This window comes from Cobetia sp. BMC6 (assembly GCF_029991385.1).
Lineage (GTDB): Bacteria > Pseudomonadota > Gammaproteobacteria > Pseudomonadales > Halomonadaceae > Cobetia.
In genome coordinates this window covers 922,218-943,050 of record NZ_JAKUMF010000001.1, presented here as the reverse complement: position 1 = coordinate 943,050, position 20,833 = coordinate 922,218, and the positions used below count along the sequence as shown (strand labels likewise).

The 20,833-nt window shown below is 55.9% G+C and carries 15 protein-coding genes and 2 pseudogenes; 9 read left to right on the top strand and 8 right to left on the bottom strand.

Features of this window, described 5'->3' with window-relative positions; translation table 11 throughout:
- Window position 1: 1 nt before the first annotated feature.
- From MKZ40_RS04055 to MKZ40_RS04045, 3 genes are all read right to left on the bottom strand, one after another.
- Complete coding sequence (locus MKZ40_RS04055) at window positions 2-1,618, bottom strand: BCCT family transporter (RefSeq protein WP_175089541.1); 1,617 nt, start codon at window positions 1,616-1,618, stop codon at window positions 2-4.
- Between the two features lie 119 nt (window positions 1,619-1,737).
- A complete protein-coding gene (locus MKZ40_RS04050; RefSeq protein WP_175089540.1) occupies window positions 1,738-2,739 on the bottom strand; it encodes a dipeptidase in 1,002 nt (333 codons plus the stop codon).
- A 9-nt stretch (window positions 2,740-2,748) separates the two neighbouring features.
- Window positions 2,749-4,215, bottom strand: a complete 1,467-nt coding sequence (locus tag MKZ40_RS04045; RefSeq protein ID WP_175089539.1) for an aldehyde dehydrogenase family protein — start codon at window positions 4,213-4,215, stop codon at window positions 2,749-2,751.
- A 114-nt stretch (window positions 4,216-4,329) separates the two neighbouring features.
- Between MKZ40_RS04045 and MKZ40_RS04040 the strand changes: the two genes are divergently transcribed.
- From MKZ40_RS04040 to MKZ40_RS04015, 6 genes are all read left to right on the top strand, one after another.
- Window positions 4,330-5,211: a LysR family transcriptional regulator gene (locus tag MKZ40_RS04040; RefSeq protein ID WP_175089538.1), complete on the top strand. Its 882-nt coding sequence runs from the start codon at window positions 4,330-4,332 to the stop codon at window positions 5,209-5,211.
- 154 nt (window positions 5,212-5,365) lie between these two features.
- On the top strand, window positions 5,366-5,830 hold the full coding sequence (locus MKZ40_RS04035) for a methylenetetrahydrofolate reductase C-terminal domain-containing protein (RefSeq protein ID WP_175089537.1): 465 nt from the start codon (window positions 5,366-5,368) through the stop codon (window positions 5,828-5,830).
- Window positions 5,827-6,798, top strand: a complete 972-nt coding sequence (locus MKZ40_RS04030) for a methylenetetrahydrofolate reductase (RefSeq protein WP_175089536.1) — start codon at window positions 5,827-5,829, stop codon at window positions 6,796-6,798. The genes MKZ40_RS04035 and MKZ40_RS04030 overlap by 4 nt, the downstream gene beginning before the upstream one ends.
- Window positions 6,799-6,883: 85 nt before the next feature.
- Window positions 6,884-7,066, top strand: a complete 183-nt coding sequence (locus MKZ40_RS04025) for a hypothetical protein (RefSeq protein ID WP_175089535.1) — start codon at window positions 6,884-6,886, stop codon at window positions 7,064-7,066.
- Between the two features lie 32 nt (window positions 7,067-7,098).
- Window positions 7,099-7,551, top strand: coding sequence for an antitoxin Xre/MbcA/ParS toxin-binding domain-containing protein (locus MKZ40_RS04020; RefSeq protein ID WP_024952500.1), 453 nt, complete (start codon window positions 7,099-7,101; stop codon window positions 7,549-7,551).
- A complete protein-coding gene (locus MKZ40_RS04015) occupies window positions 7,548-8,012 on the top strand; it encodes an RES family NAD+ phosphorylase (RefSeq protein ID WP_217485854.1) in 465 nt (154 codons plus the stop codon). The genes MKZ40_RS04020 and MKZ40_RS04015 overlap by 4 nt, the downstream gene beginning before the upstream one ends.
- Window positions 8,013-8,062: 50 nt before the next feature.
- Here the strand turns inward: MKZ40_RS04015 and MKZ40_RS04010 are convergent.
- A pseudogene (locus tag MKZ40_RS04010) lies at window positions 8,063-9,204 on the bottom strand (IS3 family transposase).
- Window positions 9,205-10,196: 992 nt separating this feature from the next.
- Here MKZ40_RS04010 and MKZ40_RS04005 point away from each other — a divergent pair.
- The 3 genes and pseudogenes from MKZ40_RS04005 to MKZ40_RS03995 all read left to right on the top strand — a co-directional run bounded on the left by MKZ40_RS04005 (window position 10,197) and on the right by MKZ40_RS03995 (window position 12,107).
- Window positions 10,197-10,784 (top strand): annotated as a pseudogene (locus tag MKZ40_RS04005) (hypothetical protein).
- Between the two features lie 54 nt (window positions 10,785-10,838).
- Window positions 10,839-11,678, top strand: coding sequence for a ParA family protein (locus tag MKZ40_RS04000; protein ID WP_175089534.1), 840 nt, complete (start codon window positions 10,839-10,841; stop codon window positions 11,676-11,678).
- 21 nt (window positions 11,679-11,699) lie between these two features.
- Window positions 11,700-12,107 carry a helix-turn-helix domain-containing protein gene (locus tag MKZ40_RS03995; protein WP_175089533.1) on the top strand — a complete coding sequence of 136 codons (408 nt, stop codon included), beginning with the start codon at window positions 11,700-11,702 and terminating at the stop codon, window positions 12,105-12,107.
- 191 nt (window positions 12,108-12,298) lie between these two features.
- Here the strand turns inward: MKZ40_RS03995 and MKZ40_RS03990 are convergent, their stop codons facing one another.
- From MKZ40_RS03990 to MKZ40_RS03975, 4 genes are read right to left on the bottom strand one after another with little or no spacing between them, the layout of a single operon-like run.
- Entirely contained in the window at window positions 12,299-13,342 is a 1,044-nt protein-coding gene (locus MKZ40_RS03990) for a Wadjet anti-phage system protein JetD domain-containing protein (RefSeq protein WP_175089532.1), read from the bottom strand.
- A 13-nt stretch (window positions 13,343-13,355) separates the two neighbouring features.
- Window positions 13,356-17,792 (bottom strand): hypothetical protein, encoded by a 4,437-nt coding sequence (locus tag MKZ40_RS03985; protein WP_175089531.1) that lies wholly within the window; start codon window positions 17,790-17,792, stop codon window positions 13,356-13,358.
- Between the two features lie 2 nt (window positions 17,793-17,794).
- Window positions 17,795-18,688 carry a hypothetical protein gene (locus MKZ40_RS03980; protein ID WP_175089530.1) on the bottom strand — a complete coding sequence of 298 codons (894 nt, stop codon included), beginning with the start codon at window positions 18,686-18,688 and terminating at the stop codon, window positions 17,795-17,797.
- Between the two features lie 2 nt (window positions 18,689-18,690).
- Complete coding sequence (locus MKZ40_RS03975; protein WP_282627787.1) at window positions 18,691-20,187, bottom strand: hypothetical protein; 1,497 nt, start codon at window positions 20,185-20,187, stop codon at window positions 18,691-18,693.
- Between the last annotated feature and the right edge of the window lie 646 nt (window positions 20,188-20,833).

Genomic DNA, 20,833 nt, shown 5'->3' with positions numbered 1-20,833 from the left:
ATCAACGCTCTCCTTCGTGTTCCGGGGCCGGCATGGCTGACCGCTGGCTGGTGATTCCCTGCGCACGTGCCATCGCGAAGGCTGATTGGGGTCCTGTCCACAATGAGGGCAGCAGTACCAGCGAGACAGGGATGGCCGTGATGACGATGAACTGCTGAAGTGCACTGATCTGGCCGGCGCCCATATAGAGGAGTATCGCAGCCATCAACGCCATGCTGATGCCCCAGAAGGCACGCACCAGCGGGCTTGGATCATCGTGTCCAGCACTGACGACGGCAATCGCGTAGCTCATCGAGTCACCAGTGGTGGCGACGAAGATGGTGGTCAGCGTCAGGATGGCAGCTGCCATTGCGGTTCCGCCCGGCAATGCCTGCGCCACGGTCAGGGTCGCGACATCGAACTGGAAGTTGTTGAGCGCTTCGGTGAGGTCGATCACGCCGGTGAACTGATAGAAGATGCCCGCCCCGCCCAGTAGCGTGAACCAGACAGCGGTCGCCAGGGGCGCCAGTACGGCAACGGTCAGGATCATCTGGCGGATGGTTCTGCCCTTGGAAATGCGCGCCACGAAGATCGCCATCAGCGGGCCATAGCCGAGGAACCAGGCAAAGAAGAACACGGTCCACCACTGCATCCACCAGTCTGGAGCGCTCTGTGCCGTCATGGTCGACATGGTGAAGAACGAGCTCAGATACTCGCCAAAGCCCTGAGTGAAGGCATTGACCATGAACAGGGTCGGCCCGAAGACGAAGATCACCGCCGCCACGCCCAGCGCCAGGAAGACGTTGAAGCGCGACATGATCTGGATGCCCTTGTCGATGCCAGTCACGGCCGAGGTGACATAGATCACCCCAAGCACTACCAGCACGCTCAGCTGCGTCGAATAGTCATTGGTCACGCCAAAAAGTTCATGCAGGCCGAAGCTGACCTGGGTGGCCAGAAAACCGATGGGGCCCACCGTTCCCGCCACCACGGCGATGACGCACATGGCATCCACCACGCCCCCCAGCTTGCCCTTCATGATCTTCTCGCCGAAGACGGGATACAGCAGCGTTCTCGGCTGCAGGGGCTGGCCCTTGTCGTAATGAGCATGCGCCAGCACGATGGCAGTCAGGCTGCCCAGGATGGCCCAGGCAAGAAAGCCCCAGTGCATGAAGGATTGCGCCAGTGCAGGCGCAATGGCGCTCGCAGTGCCCGGCTCGGTATCAAAGGCAGGCGGCGTCACCAGGAAGTGGTACACCGGTTCGCCGGCAGCGAAGAAGACTCCGCCTCCCGCCAGCAAGGTGCACATGATGATCGACACCCACTTGAAGGTGGATAGCTCAGGCGTTCGCGTGCCACCGATACGGGCACTGGCCGCGGGCGTCGCGGTCAGCCCCAAGGCAATGAAGAAGGTGAGCAGCAACAGAATCTGGAAGTAGCTGCCCAGTGTTCTGGCAGTCCAGGCAAAGCCGGCACTGATGGCTTGCGCGACCCCCTCAAGATCAAACAGGGACAGGCCGACGAACAGCAGAATGAAGCCGATGCTGCAGGTCAGTACGACAGGGTCGCCAAAGCGGTACTGACCTTCCGGTAACGCATCCGACGTGGCAGCTGTCGTGGTCTTGCGAGATGAAGTCATGTGGCATTCCTCTGACGAGCTCTCGTCATTGGCAGGCATTTATTATGGTTGTTGGTTGCCGAGCGATACCCTGAGGATTCCTGGCTCGGCACAGGTGCCATGGCATAGTGTTACGGCGATCAGGCAGGCGCGGCCTCCTGACGGGTCGCGGCGCGCTCGAGGAGCGCGACCCAGTTCTTGCCCATGATGCCGGCCACTTCGTCCTCGGACATGCCGACCTTGCGCAAACCGGCAATCAGGTTGGGGAAGTCACGACTGTCTCGCAGCCAAGACAATGGACGCGGCCAGTCAGCGTTGCTGGCACTGCCTTCGCCGTAGTCCATGTCCTTGGACCAGCGACCATTGCGCATCCACTCAAGAATGGACACCGGCTGGTTCTGACACAGGTCGGTGCCGATTCCCAGGTGCTCGATGCCCATCAGGTCTGCGGTTCTGGCGATCATTTCGCAGTACTCTGTCAGAGTACAGTCGGAGCCATTGCGCAGATGGAAGGGATACGCCGAGAACCCCAGCAGCCCATCACTCTCCGCGATGGCCTTGAGCACCTTATCGGACTTGTTACGCTTTGCCGGATGGAAGCTTTCCGGGTTGGCGTGGGAAATGATCACGGGGCGCTCGGATATCTCGATCGCCTCGAGCGTGGAGCGCTCTGCGCTGTGCGACATGTCGATGACCATGCCGACGCGATTCATCTCACGAATCACCTGACGTCCGAAGCGAGTGATCCCGCTGTCTTGTGCCTCATAACACCCGCAGGCCAGCAGACTCTGGTTGTTGTAGGTCAACTGCATGATCATCAACCCGAGGTCACGCATCACCTCGACCATGTCGATATCGTCCTCGATGGGCGAGCAGTTCTGCGCCCCCAGAATGATGCCGACACGCCCGCTGGCTTGCGCAACCGCGATGTCCTGCGGCACATGCACGGGCATGATCAGATCAGGCCAGGCCTCGAAACGTCGATTCCACTCGCCAAGACGCGACAAGGTCTCTCGCGTCGTCTCGTGGTACACGAGAGTGGCGTGTACGGCGTCCAGCCCCCCTTCTCGCATCTGCTCGAATATCTCGCGTGACCAGTTGGAATACTGCAGGCCGTCGATCGTCAGCATTGTCTTTGACATGGGGCCTCCTCACGCCTTGATGTAGCAGGTCTTCACGACGGTGTAGAACTCGCGCGCGTATCGCCCCTGCTCACGAGGCCCGAAGCTTGAAGCCTTGCGACCACCGAAGGGCACGTGGTAATCCGTCCCCGCTGTCGGCAGATTGACCATCACGCAGCCGGTCTCGGCACGTGCCTTGAAGCTGCTGGCCAGTTTCAGGGAATTGGTGATGATGCCCGCCGTGAGCCCGAAGTACGTGTCATTGAGCACATCGATGGCCTCTTCTGCGTCGCTCACCTTGATGACGCAGGCGATCGGACCGAAGATCTCCTCGCGATTGATGGCCATGTCGTTGGTGGTATTTACCAGCAGCGCCGGGCTCATGAAGTAGCCGTCGGTGGCGCACTCCACACGCTCGCCGCCGCAGACCAGCGTTGCCCCCTCTTGCTGGGCGCGCTGCACCCAGGACAGGTTGGACTCAAGCTGCTTGGCATCGACGGCCGGCCCCATGTGCACGCCCTCTTCCAACGCGTGACCGACGCGGACCTGAGACAGGCGCTGAGTCAGCTTTTCCACGAACTCGTCATGGACCGATTCCATCACGATCAGCCGCGAAGATGCCGTGCATTTCTGGCCGGTGCCTGAGTAGGCACCATTGAAAGCGGCCTCGACGGCCAGCTCCATGTCGGCATCATCGGCGATGATCAGGGCGTTCTTGGAGCCCATTTCCAACTGGCACTTGACCAGATTGGCGGCAGTGGCCGCCGCCACTCGGCGACCCACTTCCAGAGAGCCGGTGAAGGACAGGGCATGGATGTCAGGACTGGAGATCAGTTCATCCCCGATGCTGCTGCCCGGGCCCATCACCAGATTGAAAGTGCCTGCCGGGAGTGACTGACGATGGATGATGTCGGTCAGCGCCCATGCGCTCGCAGGGACCAGATTGGCCGGCTTGAAGACGACCGCGTTGCCGAAGGCCAGCGCAGGCGCAATCTTCCAGACCGCTGTCGCCATCGGGAAATTCCAGGGGCTGATCACACCGACGACACCGACGGGCTCCCGACGGACCTCGACCTCAACACCAGGACGCACCGAGTCGGCACGCTCATCAATCTGGCGTAGCACTTCAGCGCCGTAGTAATGGAAGAACTGTCCGGAGCGGTGAACCTCACCCACTCCCTCCGCCAGGGTCTTGCCCTCTTCACGCGCCAGCAACTCACCCAGCTCCGCCTTGCGGGCGATCAGCTCATCGCCGATGGCCATCAACACGGAATAACGTTGCTCGAGACCTGACTGGGCCCATTGCGCCTGGCCACGCTTGGCCGCCTGGATGGCATCGGCGACCTGATCGACACTGGCCTGCGCATAATGACCGATGACATCACGGGTATCGGACGGGTTGAGATTGGCGATGCTGCCCTGCCCTGCGACCCACTGGCCATCGATATAAAGATCGTGAACAGCAGCGCGAGTGGCGGTAGTGGTGTGGTGTGACATGTGAACCTCCTTGAACGCGGTGACAACAGACTAGGAGGACCAGAGGGATAAAGATAATCAATAATAAATACTCTATGATAAATTCCCCTTACCACTCTGAAGAGGATCGATGCGATGGTCGCAGAGCTGAAGATCACGCCGCTGCGCTATGTCCTGGCAGTGGTGGATCACGGCGGTTTTCACGCTGCCTCTCGTTATCTGCATCGCACACAGCCGGCCCTGTCGATGGCCATCCGCGAGCTGGAAAACCGCCTGGGAGAGGCGTTGTTCGAGAAGGGTGCCAAGGCGACTCTGACGCCCTATGGTAGCTACTGCGTGCCGCGCTTTCGGGAGCTGATCAACCAGCATGATCGTCTCAGCCGGGAGCTACAGGCGCGCGCCGCCAGGGAGGCAGGCCAACTGGACATGGCAGTGGTGCCGTCAGTGGCCAGCCGACTGATGCCGAAACTGCTCTCTGAGTTCGTCAGCCGCTATCCGGGAATCAAGGTCGGCCTCCACGATGGCAACGCCGATTTTGTCCGCGAGCAGGTCATTAGCGGCCAGGTCGACATCGGCATCACCAGCCTGTGGGGGTTGGAGGAAGAACTGCTCTTTCATCCGTTGTTTCATGACGAAGTCGGCGTGGTCTGCCGTGACGATCACCCCTTTGCCGAGCGCCAGACCCTGACATGGCAAGCACTGGAGACAGAGTCCCTGATCGGCAATGGCACCTCGCGGCTGTTGCAGGGCACGGCGGCTGAGTCACTGCTCGAAATGCATGCCTTGTATATTTCCAACATGATTTCGCTGACAGCCACGCTGGTCGCCGGGATGGGGATCACGACGCTGCCCCGCCTGGCGTTTCCGCAGGAATATGAGCGCCTGCGATTCATAGAACTCGCCGAACCGCGGGTCAGTCGCGAAGTGGGCCTGATTCGCCGCAAGGGCGCCAGCTTGTCGCCGGCGGCGCAGGCCATGGAGAGCTTCATCATTGAAAGCCTCGGCGCCAAACAATGAGTCATTCATGGCCCGTCGCCTGCGCCTTGGCCTGCGCCATTCGATGGTGACCCTGTCGCCCACGGGATGTCGGCCCGGGTGGCGGTCGTGCGAAGATAGCGCTTTGAAACGCCCAAGGCGCGTTACCCCCGCCAGGTTTTGACAGGAGGCATGCGTGTATTCGATTCGTCTGTGGGCCGCACGTCACGCGCGACTGCTGGAGCTCACCTATCAGGCCGTCGAGCCGGTGATCATCAAGCTGCAGCCGCTGTGGAAGTCCGTCGGTTACGCACGCGCCGAGAAGCCCGTCGCCAGGCTGGAGCAAGCCTGCAAGGGCTTGCTGTTTGATTGCCAGATGTGTGGCCAGTGCATCCTGAGTTCGACCGGCATGTCCTGCTCCATTAACTGCCCCAAGCACCTGCGCAACGGCCCCTGCGGCGGTGTCATGCAGAATGGCAACTGTGAAGTCGAACCGGACATGCGCTGCGTCTGGGTGGAAGCCTGGGAAGGCAGCCAGCGGATGAAGGACAGCGACGCGATCCAGATCGTGCAGTTGCCGGTGGACCACCGCCTGCAGGGCACCTCATCCTGGCTGCGCGTGGCTCGGCAAGCCGCTGAGCGTCGAGAGAGCCTGAAATGACTTCCAGACTCACTATCCCGAACAGTTCCCAGCTGCCGCCTGCCGAGGACGCTGGCAACGTCGGTCACCTGGAGCGAGTGCTCAGAAGCGGCCAGTTTGCCGTCACCGCCGAGCTGGCGCCGCCCGACTCGGCCGATCCACAGGAGGTGCATGCGCGCGCGCAACTGTTTGCCGGCCATGTGGATGCCATGAACGCCACCGATGGCTCGGGAGCCAACTGTCATATGTCGAGCGTAGCGATGTGTGCCCTGCTGGCCCGTGAAGGCCATGAGACGGTGATGCAGATCTCGTGTCGCGACAGAAACCGCATCGCCATCCAGGGCGATGTACTGGGGGCCGCGGCGCTGGGCATCCGCAACCTGCTGTGTCTGACCGGAGATGGTGTACAGGTCGGGGATCACCCCGAGGCCAAGCCGGTGTTCGATCTCGACTCCCTGTCGCTGCTCGAGATCGTCGCCGGATTGCGTGACAAGCACGCCTTTGCCAGCGGCCGGACACTGACCTCAGCGCCCCAGGTATTTCTGGGCGCCGCCGCCAACCCCTTCGTCCCGCCCTTCGCGTTTCGCCCCCACCGTCTGGCCAAGAAGATTGCTGCCGGCGCCCAGTTCATTCAGACACAGTACTGCTTCGATCTGCCGCGCTTTCAGGATTTTATGCATCGTGCCCGTGATCTAGGCCTGGTGGAGAAATGCTTCATCCTGCCCGGCGTCGGCCCGTTGGCCTCGGCACGCACCGCCGAGTGGATGCGTCGCCATGTTCCCGGCGTGCATATCCCGGATGACGTACTCAAGCGCTTGAAGGGAGCTAGGGATCAGAAAGCGGAGGGCCGGGATATCTGCATCGAATTGATCCAGCAATTACGTGAGATCGAAGGCGTGAGCGGCGTGCATATCATGGCGCATCGTCAGGAGGCCTTTGTGCCCGAGATCGTGAAGCGCGCGGGCATTCTAGGAGCGAGTAAATCATAAACACCCAACCTCGCCCAACCCCTTCTCCATAAACCCGCTAGCCTGTGATTGATAGCGTCAAACTTCAGGAAGCAACGACAGGGTGATGACCAACAACAAGATTGATATCCGCTCGGGCACCCTTGTCGATATCGCGTCGGCGAGGCTGGTGGCGGCGTTCGTGTTCTTCTGTCTGATGCCTGTTCAGGTTTTGGCCTATGGCCAGTACTACCTCAGAAAGCCGACAAACGATACGAGATGCTGTCAAATGAATCATCTGATACCCTGAAGAGGTATCAGATGAAGTCACGGGAGAGAGCTATGCAGGCCGCTATCAAAGAGTATCGCCCAAAACCAGCCGCTCGGAAGGACGACTTCTGGAGGGCTCTGGGTCTCCCCTCGCGTGGAGCCAAACTGCATGAAGCACTAAGTGCCGGCATCTCGTACAAAGTCTATACCAAGCTCACCGAGGCCTCCGGGCTTGAGAGCAAGGAGCTGGCACGGTATGTGGTCATTCCTCCGGCAACCCTGAAGCGTCGTGCCGATACTGGCTACTTCAAACCTGCCGAGGGCGATCGGCTTTACCGTTTCGCTGAGGTGTACAAGAGCGCGGTGGACCTGTTCGAAGGCGACAAGGCGAAGGCGAAGGAATGGTTGCTCAGCCCCGTGCGTGGGCTGGGGGGCCGTCGACCGGTCGAGATGGTGGCTACCACTGCTGGCGCCGAAGCCGTTCTAGATCTGATCGGCCGGCTTGAGCATGGCGTCTTTGCATGACTGTGGTGCGCGGTTATCGGCTCGTTAAGCGGAAGTGGCTAAAGACAGCCTTTGATGGGGAAGGGGCTCGGCTGTACGGCGGGCGCTGGAACAGCAAAGGTAAGGCCTGTGTGTACCTCGCGAGCACAGAGTCATTGGCCATGCTCGAGGTGATGGTTCACCTGGAAGACAATCAACTGCTGAAGGAGTATTCGCTCCTGGAGGTGGCATTCAGGGAGGAGGTACTAATGCAGCTCCCGGAGGACGTTCTGCCAGCAGATTGGCGAGCTGAGCCGGCGCCACCCTCCACAGCCGAGATCGGTGACGACTGGCTTGAGGGACAATCGAGCCTAGTTCTGGCGGTTCCGAGTGTGGTCGCGCCCCGAGAAACGAACTACCTCGTTAATCCAGAGCACCCCGCTTTTCTGGCGCTGGCCCAGAGTGCCGAAGAGGTAGATTTCACTCCAGATCGTCGACTGTAGCGCCCGCCCCTCAGTGTCAGTGTTCTGGTCAAGTGAGAGCGGACACATTTTTAAGCCGCAGCAGCCAGTTCAATATCCCTCGGCGTTCGGTAGCCTAAGGTCGAGTGGAGTCGGCAGCTGTTGTACTCCATCTCGATATATTCGATCACATCTCGCCGTGCTGCTTGGCGGGTTCCATATCGCTGGTCAGCCAGCCACTCGCTTTTCAGTGAGCCGAAGAACCGCTCCATAACAGCATTGTCCCAGCAGTTTCCCTTGCGGCTCATGGAGGTCTGGAACCCGTGCCGATCCAGCGTGGATCGGTAGTCATGTGACGCGTATTGGCTGCCGCGGTCGCTGTGGTGGATCAATCTGCTCTTGGGTTGCCGGCGCCCTACGGCCATCTCCAAGGCGTCCAGAACCAACTGTGTGCGCATGTGGTCTGCCATCGCCCAACCAACAAGTTGCCCGTCGTGGAGATCGAGCACTGCCGCCAAGTAGAGCCACCCTTCCAACGTCCAGATCGCCGTGATATCGGCCACCCAGGCCCGGTTCGGTGCCGACACCAAAAACTGACGGTTGAGCAGGTTGGGCGCCACCGGAAGGCTGTGCTCACTGTCGGTCGTATGACGCCAGCGGCGCCGCTGCTTTGCTTCTACGCCGGCTTCCCGCATCAGGCTCCGGGCCTGGTAACGGCCAACCTCGTAGCCACCGCGTTGCAGCTCTTTGGCGATGCGGCGGCTGCCGTAGCTGCCTCGCTTCCGGCGGTGGATCTCTCTGACCTCACGGTGAAGGACCTGACGATGATCATCTGGGCCACGCCGTCGCCAGTCATAGAAACCACTCCGGCTGACCTGCATGACCCGACACAGCAAGGCCACTGGATAGGCGGCCTTCTCCGATTCGATGAACTGATATCTCAGCTCGATTCTTTGGCGAAGAAGGCCGCCGCCTTTTTTAAAATATCCTTTTCAATCTGAAGCTTACGAACCTCTTCGCGGAGCATCTTGATCTCGTCGTCGCGATTATCCGCGTGTTGGCTCGAGGCGCCTGAAGTCTGTTGACGTTGCTTGCGGCACCAACGGTCCAACAGGCTACGGTCAACTCCCAGGCGCCGGGCTGCCTCGGATACGGTATATCCCTGATCGCTCACCAGGCTCACCGCATCTGCCTCGAATTCATCGGAATACCGACGTCGAATCTTCTTGGTCATGAACACCTCCATCGCCTCCATTATGAGGCTTATCGAGGTGTCAGCTCCAATTGGACCACTTCACGGTGCCTCTGGATCTACTCGTCCAGGGCGAACGCCAAACTCGCCATACCGTCTTCGATGCCAAACACCTGAGATTTAAGCTCAATCCCCTCTCCGCACTGCTGACAGACTCCATGCCTGTCACGCCTCATCCAAAAATTTAAGAGTGCTCGAGTTTGGATCGGTAAAGGCGGGCCTCGCAATGACCTAGACCATGTCCACCGCCTGATACGAAAAAATGCAAACCTTCTCAGGAAACAATTCTTTACAAATCGGACTTCGTCGCTGAACGCTTCTTTCTGATGCCCTGTATAGTGATGCTTGAGGGATCATATACCAAAGTATTAAAAATACTACAATATCATTTAAATATCATATAACAAAATAGCTTAAACATTTTGGTCTAAAGCGAGAAATATAAAATCATATGGCCCAAAAAAAACAGCATACAAAAGAAAAAGAAAAGATTAAATTAGAAGATACTAAAAACAGATCCAAATAATTACACTACGTGAAAAATAAAAAACCCATTAAATTCAGATATATAGAAACATTTGGCGAAAAAGGTCTTACTTTCTTAAACAAGAACAAGGCAAAAAATACAACTGTTTCCCCATAGTCCTAAAGAAAACTCAAGGCAATACAGAAGTAAAAACTACTATCAACGGAATTTATCTCATAACAACAAACATACTTAAAGAAAATAGAAAATCAACTATTTCTCAAAAATGCATTGATTTTGTGCACTTTTTTGAAGATTCAACTAACGTTACAAAACTCTCTAAACTCTATTTTTTTTCTGATCACACCTCTTAAAGCCATTTGTTTACTCAAAAAAGCTGTGCTAAAAGTTCTCTATCTGCAGAGGCAGGATGATCGGGTTTCGCAACAAGGTTATCCTTTTCTGGCCTTACGAGAGCTCATCAGGTAATTTATTCAGGAAAGGCTTTATGGATATCAAGCTGCATAAACAAGCGACGACGACACCAGAAATTCTTGCCGATACCCAAGTAGCTCCTGCCGGCATGTCCAGTAAATATCATGCTCGTCAGTTTGGGGTCAGCGTCTCATCTATCCAGCGCTGGCGTCAGCGTGATGATGTCCTTAATCCTCCCCACACACGTCATAACCTACTGCCGACTCTGACCTCAGAACAGGAAGAGATAGTCATCGCCGCTCGAGAACTACTACGGCTGGGACTCGATGATCTACTTGTCGTTTCTCGTGAATTCCTGAATCCCAATCTGTCACGTTCCGCGCTCCAGCATATGCTCAAACGACGTGATGTACCGACTCTTGCCCAGCTGACGCGTCAAGACGCGGAAGAGAACGAAAAGCCCAAGCACCGGCCTTAGCCCCGTGGGCATCACCTATTCGGTCAGGAATGTCAGAGCCATGGAATAGAATATCGATTGGCCAAGCCGGGCAAGGCCCAAACGAATTAAATGGTGAAGCGCTTCAACCACATTCACCAGAAATCACTACACCACAGGACACCTGTTGCAGTAGTGAAGGAGTGGCAGGTCGAACTACCGTAGCTGTTTTCGCAAGCTGTAGTCAATCAGACGAAACCCGACAACTAGGGAGTTAAAATGACACATATAATCGCGATAGCAAATGGAAAAGGTGGAGTAGGGAAAACACCGATTTGTTGGCTGATGGCTCAAAGGCTTTCAGAACTTCCATATGTTGATGGTAACGGGCGTGATCCTCAACGTGTATTGTGCGTTGATCTTGATGAGCTTTGCTGTTTGAGTTTTCTATTCTTAGAAAAATACGATAGCTTTGAAGAAATGTGGACTGATTTAGCGAAAGATAATGCCACAGAAACACTTTTAGAAAAAAATGATAGGCTACCGACAATAAAAACATACGACTCGAGCATTGACTTAATATCAGGATCACCGAATGCAAGTATTATTACTAACAATAATCAGCCTCATGACGTTACTTTAGGCTACAAAAGAATACGTGAGCTAGCAGAAAAAGGCGACTATAAATATATTCTAATCGACACTAAGGCCGGACCAAAGAACAAATATAAAGCAGCAATTATAATGGCAGACTATGTTCTGATTCCTGCCACTCAGGATATATTTTCTATACAGGGTGCAATTGACACTGAAGAGCTTATAAAAGACATAAATTCTCAATACGAAAAGTCTGCAACATCCCTTGGTACAGTTTTCGTAGGTTATCAGAAATCTCAAGGTGATGATATACAAACATTAGCACAATCATTGACAGAGCGCGGTTACTACTCATTCAAAAACAACATTAAATTTAGTAAATCAATAAAAAAATCATTACATACCAGACAGCCTCTTAACAAAATCACTAACAGCTACATTGCCAAAAAAAACATAGATAGTTTTGTCAAAGAAATAACTGTTAGAATCAAGACAATGGAATCCTACAAAAATAGGCATTAAATTAAACAGATGCAAAAGATCATGAGAAACGAATATGAAAAATATAGCGCCGCATTTAAAGCAGACATTGCTTTATTAGCGTTAGAAAAATATTCTATAGAAGAAATATCTTCTATGTATAACGTTAGTTATGAGTTCGTCTACAAATGCAAATCAGAATTGCTTAATAAAGCCTGTACTATTTTTGAAGGCAATAGTGAAAAGAACAAATACACTACGAAAGATGTTCGAGAACTCTATGACAATATTAAAAAATTCAATGATGATGTAGATAACCTTAATTATGAAATAAAGCAACTAAGGAAAGGCTCTTCGACACCAAGTGCAGAATCAGTGACCAGAAATAATCCAGGGTATGGGCCCTCAAACAAACTGAAGAAGACATGCCGACCAGGATCTAACCAACGCATGTCTGGCAAATATGAATGATCTCTTTCAAGCTGTTATATCTTGGGCTTGCGGCTACCGAAACGAAAGCAATTTCATTGCGATGATTTACCAGATCGGTAGCCCCATAGGAGACATGTTGGATGAAGTCCACTCCACATGAAACGTTGAGGAGTTCCAGATTCACTATGCCACTAGAAGTGGTGATTCCCGAACGCTTACTCTTGACAGCCTCAACGGTAGGTCACACCTTCTTGAGGCAGTCTCTGGTGGGCTGCCATTAGCGTCTTCATTTCTCGTACGACAAAGCGTGGCATCCAGTCGCACAGAGACTCAAAATCAAACCGCTCGTTGTTGGCGCTTCCTTCAGGTGTCACCAGGCGATTTAGGATCAGCTCCTCATAGAGCCACTCATCCAGTTTCAGACTAATACCGTAGTCATCGAGCAGCTTACAGCGCAGTTGATGGGCAATTTTTAAGCCCGCCACATCCAGGTCACCAAAATAAAGCAGTTGCTTTACCTGTTCGGCCTCAAGAAGTTGTGACACGCACTCTGCTTGACCTGACACCTTGTTACCCGCGCCATAAATCACCAGTGACCAATGTCTTTGTTCACGATTAATTTGGCATAGGCGGTAATACACATCGGAATTTTCAACGATGATGGCCGGAAGATCTCTGCGACTGGATGGTTCATACGGTAGCGGCGGTGCTCGCCGAATGGCACCTAGGTCGGCCAAGGTCAGCGCTACATGCTTCCAGCCACCGAGCGGCATGGAGTCTAGTGCTTTTTCATCACCAAAGATCAACAGCGCCCGCTCACGGCGCCCGAGCGTGCCCGGAAAAAGCGGCTTGCCGCACTCGGCTTGACGAAACAGGTAAGCATTGAGCTGCTGTAAACGCTCCTTGACCTGCGGCGAGAGCAGCCCTGTAACACGCTCCGCCAACCAAGGATGCCAGGCGATTTCTGGCACCGTCGTCTCGGAGGCTACTGCACCTTCGTAAATAAAAACGTTGGGAAGGCGCAGTCCTCGCCAGTACGGCTGCCAGCTTGCTTCGCGCTTGGGTTGGGCTCGCCAGTCTCCCTCGAGCATTTGCACGATCGCTTGAGCCAGCAGGTCGGGAGCGTCATGATTCAAGGCCTCCTGCCGATGCGTGCTCAACACCTCATCAAGTACCGCCTTGGCCTTCGCCGTGCGCGCTGCCTTGCCTGCTGCAAGACGGTGTTTGTTGGCGGTCGACTCCATTCGGGATAGCCACAGCGTCACACCGTTCATAACGCTCCTCCTTCTATGACGTGGCTATGGGTTGCGGCTTGGCTGCCAGGGAGGCGGCCCACAACGCGTGGCGGTCGTTATCAACGGTCACCAGATCACGCCGCTTCAGCTTCTGCACCTTGTTCAGGAAGAGGTGGTTATCAAACATCGACTGGGCATTCTCATCAGAAATGCCGGTCAAGTAGATGAGCTGGATGTTGTAGGCCTTGGCCATCTGTGTCTGAATCCGCATCAGATCATCGGCATTCGATTTGCCCAGCGGATTGTCGGCCAGCAAGAAGCCCGCGCTCGAAATCCCCGTATCGTACTCTCGTACCTTGCCGACCGTCACAAACAGCAGGAAGGCTGATGTGAGTCGCTGGCCTCCTGATCCCTCCAGCCGGGTGATATGGGTCCACTGTGGACGACTGGCGTTCGTCTTGAGCAGCCGCACCTCGAGCGAACCTTCGCCGAACACCGACTGAACCAGATCGGCCGTCAGGGCATCACGGTTTGGTGCGCGGGGCACCTGGCCCTTGGCGATCCAGTGTTGCAAGCGGGCGCTGGCAAAGCCCCTGAGGTCGGCGGTGATATCGTTCAATCGGTCCGTCAGCTTCAAAATAGGCCGACCGGGCAGTACGGGGCAGTCGTCCGGGATTCTGACCGACTTGGCACGTTTGAGCAGCTTAATCGCCCCTTCCAGATGAGCGGTCAGGTGGGTAACGGTCAGATCAATCGAACGCTGGAACTGCTCCAGGCTGTCCTGAACAGCCTCAAACACCTGCGTGATCCCCGTACCGACCCGGTCCAGATCGCCCAGCACCTCGTGGTAGGTTGCGATTGAATCCAGCTGTCGCAAGTATTCTTGGCTGGCACGACCGTCCGGGTCCTTGGTCGACTCTGCTTCGATCCGTTTGCGGAAGTGACTCCAGACCGTGGCTACACGCACATCTTGCTGCTGCAGCGTTTCTTTCAGCTGTGCGTACGTTCGGCATTGGATATGCAGTGAATTGGCATACTCAGCGATGTTCAGGATCTTGGCGGGCAAACCCGCCGCCGAGGTCGGCGTGATGGGCTGGATCATCGCCTGCGCTGTTTTGGCGCTCTGTAGCCGCTCCTTCACATCCTCGATCTTTTTCGCCTGGAGCGTCCGTTGCTCCTGCAGGCGTCTAAGCTGGTGCTTGGTTTCATGGAGATTATCGACGATTTCGACCAGAGACGCCCGAATAGCTTCGATCTCGGTGGGCTTCTCCTCCCACACAAAATCTTTGCCCAACGCCTCGCGCGCCTCCTCGCATTTCTCGGTCAGATTTTGCAGAGTGGCCTGCGCCGTAATCTGACGCTGCGCGCATTGCCGGTGCTGCGTCTCGAGCTGCGCGATGCGGTCGTTAATCAGCGCCAGATCACTGATGGCTGCTGTTTTGACCGCATCCGGATGCGTCTCGTAGACGGTATGTGTCGATAGCTGATCAAAGGCGTCGCGTTGCGCCTGCTCAGCCTCTTTCCGCTGTTGCTTGAGTTCCGTGACCTGATCACCCTGGGCAGCCTCAAGCAATTTCTTGTGCGCCTGAGAGGCCGCCTCATGGGCATCTTGCGGGCTCCGATCGTCGGCACCCTCGGTCGCCGTAATCCCCATATAGAACGGCTCGTTGCGCATGCTTATCCACTGGCTGATCTGTATATTGATGCCGGTTCGCTCGGCGCGCTTGGTCTCCGCTGTCTGGCTTTGCTGTGTCAGCTCCTCGGTCTGGCGCGCGAGAGTTTCCTCGCTCCGCCGAATCTGCCCTGTCAGCTGATCCAGCTTAAGGATCGCTGCTTCGCGCGCCGCCCATTCCGTGTCAACAAAATGAGTCAGCGTTTCATGCTTCTTTTCCGCTTGATTGCGCTGCTGTTGGGCGCTTTCGAGTCGCGCTTGAGCCTGTGCTTTTTCGCCACGTAGGTCCTGTTCGCGTTGGCGTGCCTGCTCGAGCGCGGCATTGGCTTTTGCCAGTGCTGAGCGTGCGTGATCACGCTGTTCGATCAGGCTCAACCAGTGTCTGCCGTGCTGGTTGTGGTGTAGGCACCATTCGCTCTTGAAGGACTCCAATGTCTTCAGGGCGCGTTCCGCAGTTTCTACGCAGGCTTTTTGTGACGCCACGTCGCTTTCCAGCTCCAGTAGCCGCGCTTCGTAGGCGGCCTGGCTGTAGCCGTGCTTGTCTGGGTTTGAGAGAACGACCTGTGCTGACTCGGGTGCCATACCCCTGAGATCTCGCGCTTCATCCAGGCGATGAACGGCGACGGGCCCCCCTTTCCAGGTCAGCGTCTCACTGACCGCGCAGACTTGAGAGAGTGTCGCCTCATCCAGTGCGACTAGACTCAGATAGCGGCCCGGGTTTTGATCGATCACCGCAGCGATACGCGGCGCATCATCGTTGAAGGCAGAGGCCAGGTAGTGAGGGAAGGCCCAGAGCTTATCCCGAGGAATGCCCGCCGCATAGAGCGCCTCAAGCGCCTGGTTGATCTGCTTGGTGACCAGCTCGTGGCCCGTGAGCTTTAACTCATTCAACTCGTGCTGGGCTTGCAACAATCGCTGTTTCATCCCATTGAGCGTTTGGGTGTTGGTCTCCAGCACCTCACCGATCTGCGATCCGCACTGCGCGCTGTGCCAGTTGGTATCCTCAAGACCAAGGACGTGCTGAGTCGGCGCAGGTTGCGCCTGATAGCCCTCGGCCAAAGCCCGTGCGCTGTCTACCGCAGCCTGGTGCTTTTGCTCTGCGTGAGTGAACGCCTGCTGTGCTTGGCTTTGTGCAACCGAGGCTTTTCCCACCACCTGCTGATGCACTTCCAGTGCCTGCTCTGCCTTACCACAAGAGATCTTGGCCTGAGCCTCGGCCTGCTCTGATTCACGCAAAACCGACCCCAGTCGATGCTGGGCGGCCGCAGGGGGTTCCCCTGTCTGGATCAGCCCCTCGTCGCACAGCGCATCCCTTCGTGATTCGCCCTTGTGCTTGTCCAGCCGGCACTGTTTGCTCTCCGACTCCAGGCTGCCCAGATTTTTCTGCAGCTTGCCACAGGACTGCCTGAGGGCTTCGCTTTCCTTGTTGAGCTGTGTCAACGCTTCCGTGATCTCGGCCTCCTGCTGGCGATGACCGCTAATCACCCACTCCAGCACACCCAGCGCTTCGCCAGCGGTGCGCTCGAAGATTACCTGCAGCGGCTTTTCTGTTTCGCTTTGGAAAACCTTCAGGTCGTCGTCCGCTTGGTGGTACGCATCTTGAGCCTTCGCATAGGCTTTGTAGTCAATGGCAGTGCGTGTGATCTGCAGCTGACGCTGACAGGTGTCGTCCTCGTCTTGAAGTGCGGCGACTTTGGCCTGCTGTTCGTTGAGTTGATGCAGAGCGAGATCGTGCTCAAGCAGGGCCTGGCGCCTGCCCTGCATGTCGCGGTGAGACGTTGTTTGGACAATCTCTTTCCGAAGGCTTTCCGCTTGGTCATCGAGCCGTGCTTGCTCTGTCTGAGTATCCTCAATAAAGGCCGTGAGATCACGCATTGCCTCGCGGAAGCCATCATCCATCTGCCGTTGCTGCGTCTGGGCGCTTTCCAGCAGCCGGGCCGGCTCAAGAAACGCCTTCCAGTTAGCGAGCACATCCCCCAGGAAGGACTCGTTACGGCGAATCGCTTCCAGCTCACCCTGGCGCTCGACCTCGTGGGCCACCAGATCACGCAACTGCTCCGTGGTGTCCTTGGACATGGTGCATGCGAAGAACGCGCCGAGAAAATCCTGCTCGGTTTTATAGTCAATGAACTTGGTCAGCCCACCCTCTTCTGAGTTGAAGGTGACCATTGTTTTGATGAGATCAATATTGATCCGCTGCTCCAGCAAAAACGCGCGCCATTCTTTGATCACTCGGGTTTTTCGCCAGTGTACACCGCCGCTGCCACCCGTCTTGAGATTGAGCCAGCCTTCAAAGCTGTTCAGGGTGTTGGCGTAGGGACGCAGCTCGGGATTGCGCTCGGCACGTGAGTAGGAGGGCACTTCTTCAAACGGAGCGTCCAGCAGGGTGTCGGGCGCATCGCAGATAAACAGAACGCGTTCTACATCATCTCCACGGCGCTGGTGGGCGTGTCCCAGCAGCAGGGTTTGGCCGGTTTCATTGACCATCTCCACCAGGATGACAGACAGTTCCTGATGGAAGTAATTGCGATAGTGGTATTCACTCTGGCGACGATTGGCCAGGTACTGGGTGAAGTCATTGACGGACGGCTCAAAGATGGACAACAGCAGTGCGATGTAAGTGGACTTGCCGCCCCCGTTCACCAGTTGCTGATAGGTGCTGTTCACGACCTTCGTGTTCTTGGCGGTGGCGCGGTGTCCCTCGACAACAGGCTGATCCGCCGCTTGAGCCAGACCAATGTAGTCCAGCGTGAGGTGTTTGTAGAAGGCCTCTTCGTGGCCCGCACCATCCATATAGACCCGTTTAATCAGCCACATGACTAGACCCCCAGCGAGTGTTGAGTTTCAGCGGTTTCGACGGGGGCGGGCTGCCCCCTGTTCACTGCAGGTTCCGGGTTGTCAACTGACGCCGTCGCATCGCTGTCGGCAAGGTCGGACGGCTGCTCCCCTGTTGCGGGATCGATATCCATCACAAGGCGCACCGTCTCTTCGATGCCTGTATGGCGGAGGTAGTGCTTAAGCTTCTCAGTCGGGTACCAGTCGGATTCACCCGACAGGCTGCTGTCCTCGGCCAAGAAGCCTTCCTCCTGCAGCAGCTGTATCCATCGCATGGCCATTTCCGTTTGCGAGCGAATGCTGGAGACACGCCCCACCTTCTCGTCGTGGATGCGGGGGATACGTTCTTCCTGCACAAACTGGGCAGCCAGGAGCATGCCGTCCACCACATCGTCCCCCTCAGCTTTGCGTTGCGCGATCACTTGGTCGGCAACGTAGTTGAGCTTGGTTACTACTGAGGTAGCATTGGTACCGCTGGTTTGACCGGACTCGACCCGAACCGCATCGGGGTTGGGAAACATATCGGCCAGCAACGCGATCAGTGTTAATCCCGCGAAGAGACGCTGCTCTTTGCGCTCTTTGCTCATTTGCTCTGCTGTGGTTTCAGGTAGCAGGCGTTTATTCAGCCAGCCCAGGGTGGGGGCAAAAGGGCCACGACCATCTGCAGTCAGCAATACTCCGTATGTCTCGTGGATGCCGAGGTAACGCAATTTCATACCGGCCGCGACGCCACGGATAATTTCAGCGAACAGAACGTCTCCCTGAAGCTCCAGTGCTCGCTGAATTGGCTCCTCCCCCATCTTGTACCCCAATGAACCCATGATCGCCTGTGTGGCGATCTCGGCATAGAGTTTGGCCTGTTGATCCATCTCGTACATGACTACTCCTCAAAGGGCAGTGCGGGGGCGACTGTCAGTAGGCTGATATTGTCAGCCCGCCAGAGCGCTGTTTCGATAGGGGCGTCGTCCACATCCACCTCGATGGTAGGATCGCTGTTGGCCGCTAAACTGCCGATGTGGAGCAAGCAGACCTGTTGCTCCAGCTCGGACAACTCGCCGTTCGCGTAGGCGTCAAACACATCAGCAAAACTGACGCGCCCCCGATCCTTCAAACGGGCGCTAACCCAGTCGCTGCAGTGCTTAACTACCGAGTCGGGAATACCGCGCAGTGTGGCTTCAATGGCAACGGGCTGCTCGGTGGGGTCGTGAATCTCGCGTGGAAGCTCTTGCTCGAACTGATCGAGATACAGGTTAAGCACTGCCTCGAGGTCGAGCAGGGTGTGCAGGCCGTCATCTTGGTTTCGGGGAGCCAACAGGTGCGTGACCAGCTCATCCATTCTCTGTTCGGCGGTCGCTGGGGCATGGGCTAGCAAGGGCTTGAGTGCACCTTGTTCCAGCGTCTCCCGAAACAGGGTGTTGTCTCTGGGAATGATTAGCTTCAGGCGAGCCCGCTCAAAATCCTTGTTCACATCGTGCAAGCAATCTTGATAGCTCAGTGTGAAGGTGCTGACCTCGGCAAAAATCTCTTGCGCCTTGCGTAGCTTGTGTAGCTTGTCGGGGTGCAATTCCGAGTGTCCATCAGCCAGCATTTCGGTAATGGTCGACAGGGTGTTCTGAATATGCCCCAGCACTTCCTGAGTCTTATCAAAGGAGTCGCTGAGTACGGGACGGATATCGTGCGCATAGGATGTGCTCAAATCACCCGACTGGGCGGCGCGTACTTTCATTCGCATCCCAATCAGGTATTGCTCCAACTGCCGCTGGGTTGACTGGATCTGCTGTACCGCTTTATCAATCTCGCCTCGACGGATGGTTTTGAGCGTTCGCCAAGCGAGAATCGCAGCTCGCTCTATCGGCGTTTCGTCCAGACGGAGGGTGTAAAACAGCATCCCCTCATCGGTCAGAGACCAGAGAATATCATCGGAGCCAAGCACTTGGTCGTGGCGGATCAGGCGAACGACCTGCTCATCGGAATGCGCTCGTTCGGTGAAATCGTAGTACCGGAGGCGGAAAGGGTCCTTGATCGCCGCGAAAACCTTGCCGGCTACCTGCGTGTAGCTCGAGGTTTCTTGTCCCGGGTACGCCTCCTGCAGGTGCTCCGCCAAGCACCACTCCGCTTCTTTGCGAGTCATGCCCGGTTGGTGCTCACGGTCGGCGTAGTAAAGCATGGCGTCGAAGAGGTGCATGATGGCCGCGAGGGCGTCAAAGTCGACTCCGTCAAACAACTTGCGCTGTAGGGCGCTATAGATCGAATCCAGCGTCCGCACGACCAGCAGCGCGTGAGACTGAACGGTCAGCTCACGACGTGCCATGGATTCATTGCGAGCCTGCTCCAGAAACTCTAGTAACATGACGCCCACCAGCTTAGAGAGGATCACCGTAGCAAATCATGCCGGATCATGGAAAACAATAAAAATGATGATTGTTTTATACATGTCACACACAATAAACCAAATATGACGCAACAATAAACAATGCAATCATGGCGATTTTATTTCCCCTGTCGTGCCTTGATGCATTACACTGCTTACCAAATCTCTCTACTCCAACCTCTTTCGCCAGCCCCCCGAACGCGGAAATTTCCGGCCAGCCCAATGGGCTTGGCCTCCCGGTCATACTGTCTTCATAACCTGTTGTTCGCTATTAGAAAATCGGCATATTTTGCTGAATGACAAGGAACGCCGAACCCTAGAATGGCTTACCATATGACAACAAAGTGCGATTTCGCACCTATTGCCCTATAGCAAGTGATTGATTTAATTAAGCACATAAAATAAGGGGGACTATTTGCATGACCCGAAATCAGTGCCAGTAATCTCGGAAACTACGCACCGAAACGAACAACTTTCGGGGTTCACCTCCACTCCAGCGCACTGCAGGAAACAGGCAAGTCAGTTGACTGTCCCCTACAACGGCTCGAAGTGAGCATCACTGAATCCTTGTATCAATTCACCAGGACGCATCACGAGCCAGGTTCTCTGACTCCACCCCCATAAGAAAAATGCATACCCTTCGATAACACTC

Bases quoted from the DNA above. Each gene is read 5' to 3' on its own strand.
- MKZ40_RS04055 (WP_175089541.1), bottom strand. From the start codon at position 1,618: ATGACTTCATCTCGCAAGACCACGACAGCTGCCACGTCGGATGCGTTA.
- MKZ40_RS04050 (WP_175089540.1), bottom strand. From the start codon at position 2,739: ATGTCAAAGACAATGCTGACGATCGACGGCCTGCAGTATTCCAACTGG.
- MKZ40_RS04045 (WP_175089539.1), bottom strand. From the start codon at position 4,215: ATGTCACACCACACCACTACCGCCACTCGCGCTGCTGTTCACGATCTT.
- MKZ40_RS04040 (WP_175089538.1), top strand. From the start codon at position 4,330: ATGGTCGCAGAGCTGAAGATCACGCCGCTGCGCTATGTCCTGGCAGTG.
- MKZ40_RS04030 (WP_175089536.1), top strand. From the start codon at position 5,827: ATGACTTCCAGACTCACTATCCCGAACAGTTCCCAGCTGCCGCCTGCC.
- MKZ40_RS04025 (WP_175089535.1), top strand. From the start codon at position 6,884: ATGACCAACAACAAGATTGATATCCGCTCGGGCACCCTTGTCGATATC.
- MKZ40_RS04020 (WP_024952500.1), top strand. From the start codon at position 7,099: ATGCAGGCCGCTATCAAAGAGTATCGCCCAAAACCAGCCGCTCGGAAG.
- MKZ40_RS04015 (WP_217485854.1), top strand. From the start codon at position 7,548: ATGACTGTGGTGCGCGGTTATCGGCTCGTTAAGCGGAAGTGGCTAAAG.
- MKZ40_RS04000 (WP_175089534.1), top strand. From the start codon at position 10,839: ATGACACATATAATCGCGATAGCAAATGGAAAAGGTGGAGTAGGGAAA.
- MKZ40_RS03995 (WP_175089533.1), top strand. From the start codon at position 11,700: ATGAGAAACGAATATGAAAAATATAGCGCCGCATTTAAAGCAGACATT.
- MKZ40_RS03990 (WP_175089532.1), bottom strand. From the start codon at position 13,342: ATGAACGGTGTGACGCTGTGGCTATCCCGAATGGAGTCGACCGCCAAC.
- MKZ40_RS03985 (WP_175089531.1), bottom strand. From the start codon at position 17,792: ATGTGGCTGATTAAACGGGTCTATATGGATGGTGCGGGCCACGAAGAG.
- MKZ40_RS03980 (WP_175089530.1), bottom strand. From the start codon at position 18,688: ATGTACGAGATGGATCAACAGGCCAAACTCTATGCCGAGATCGCCACA.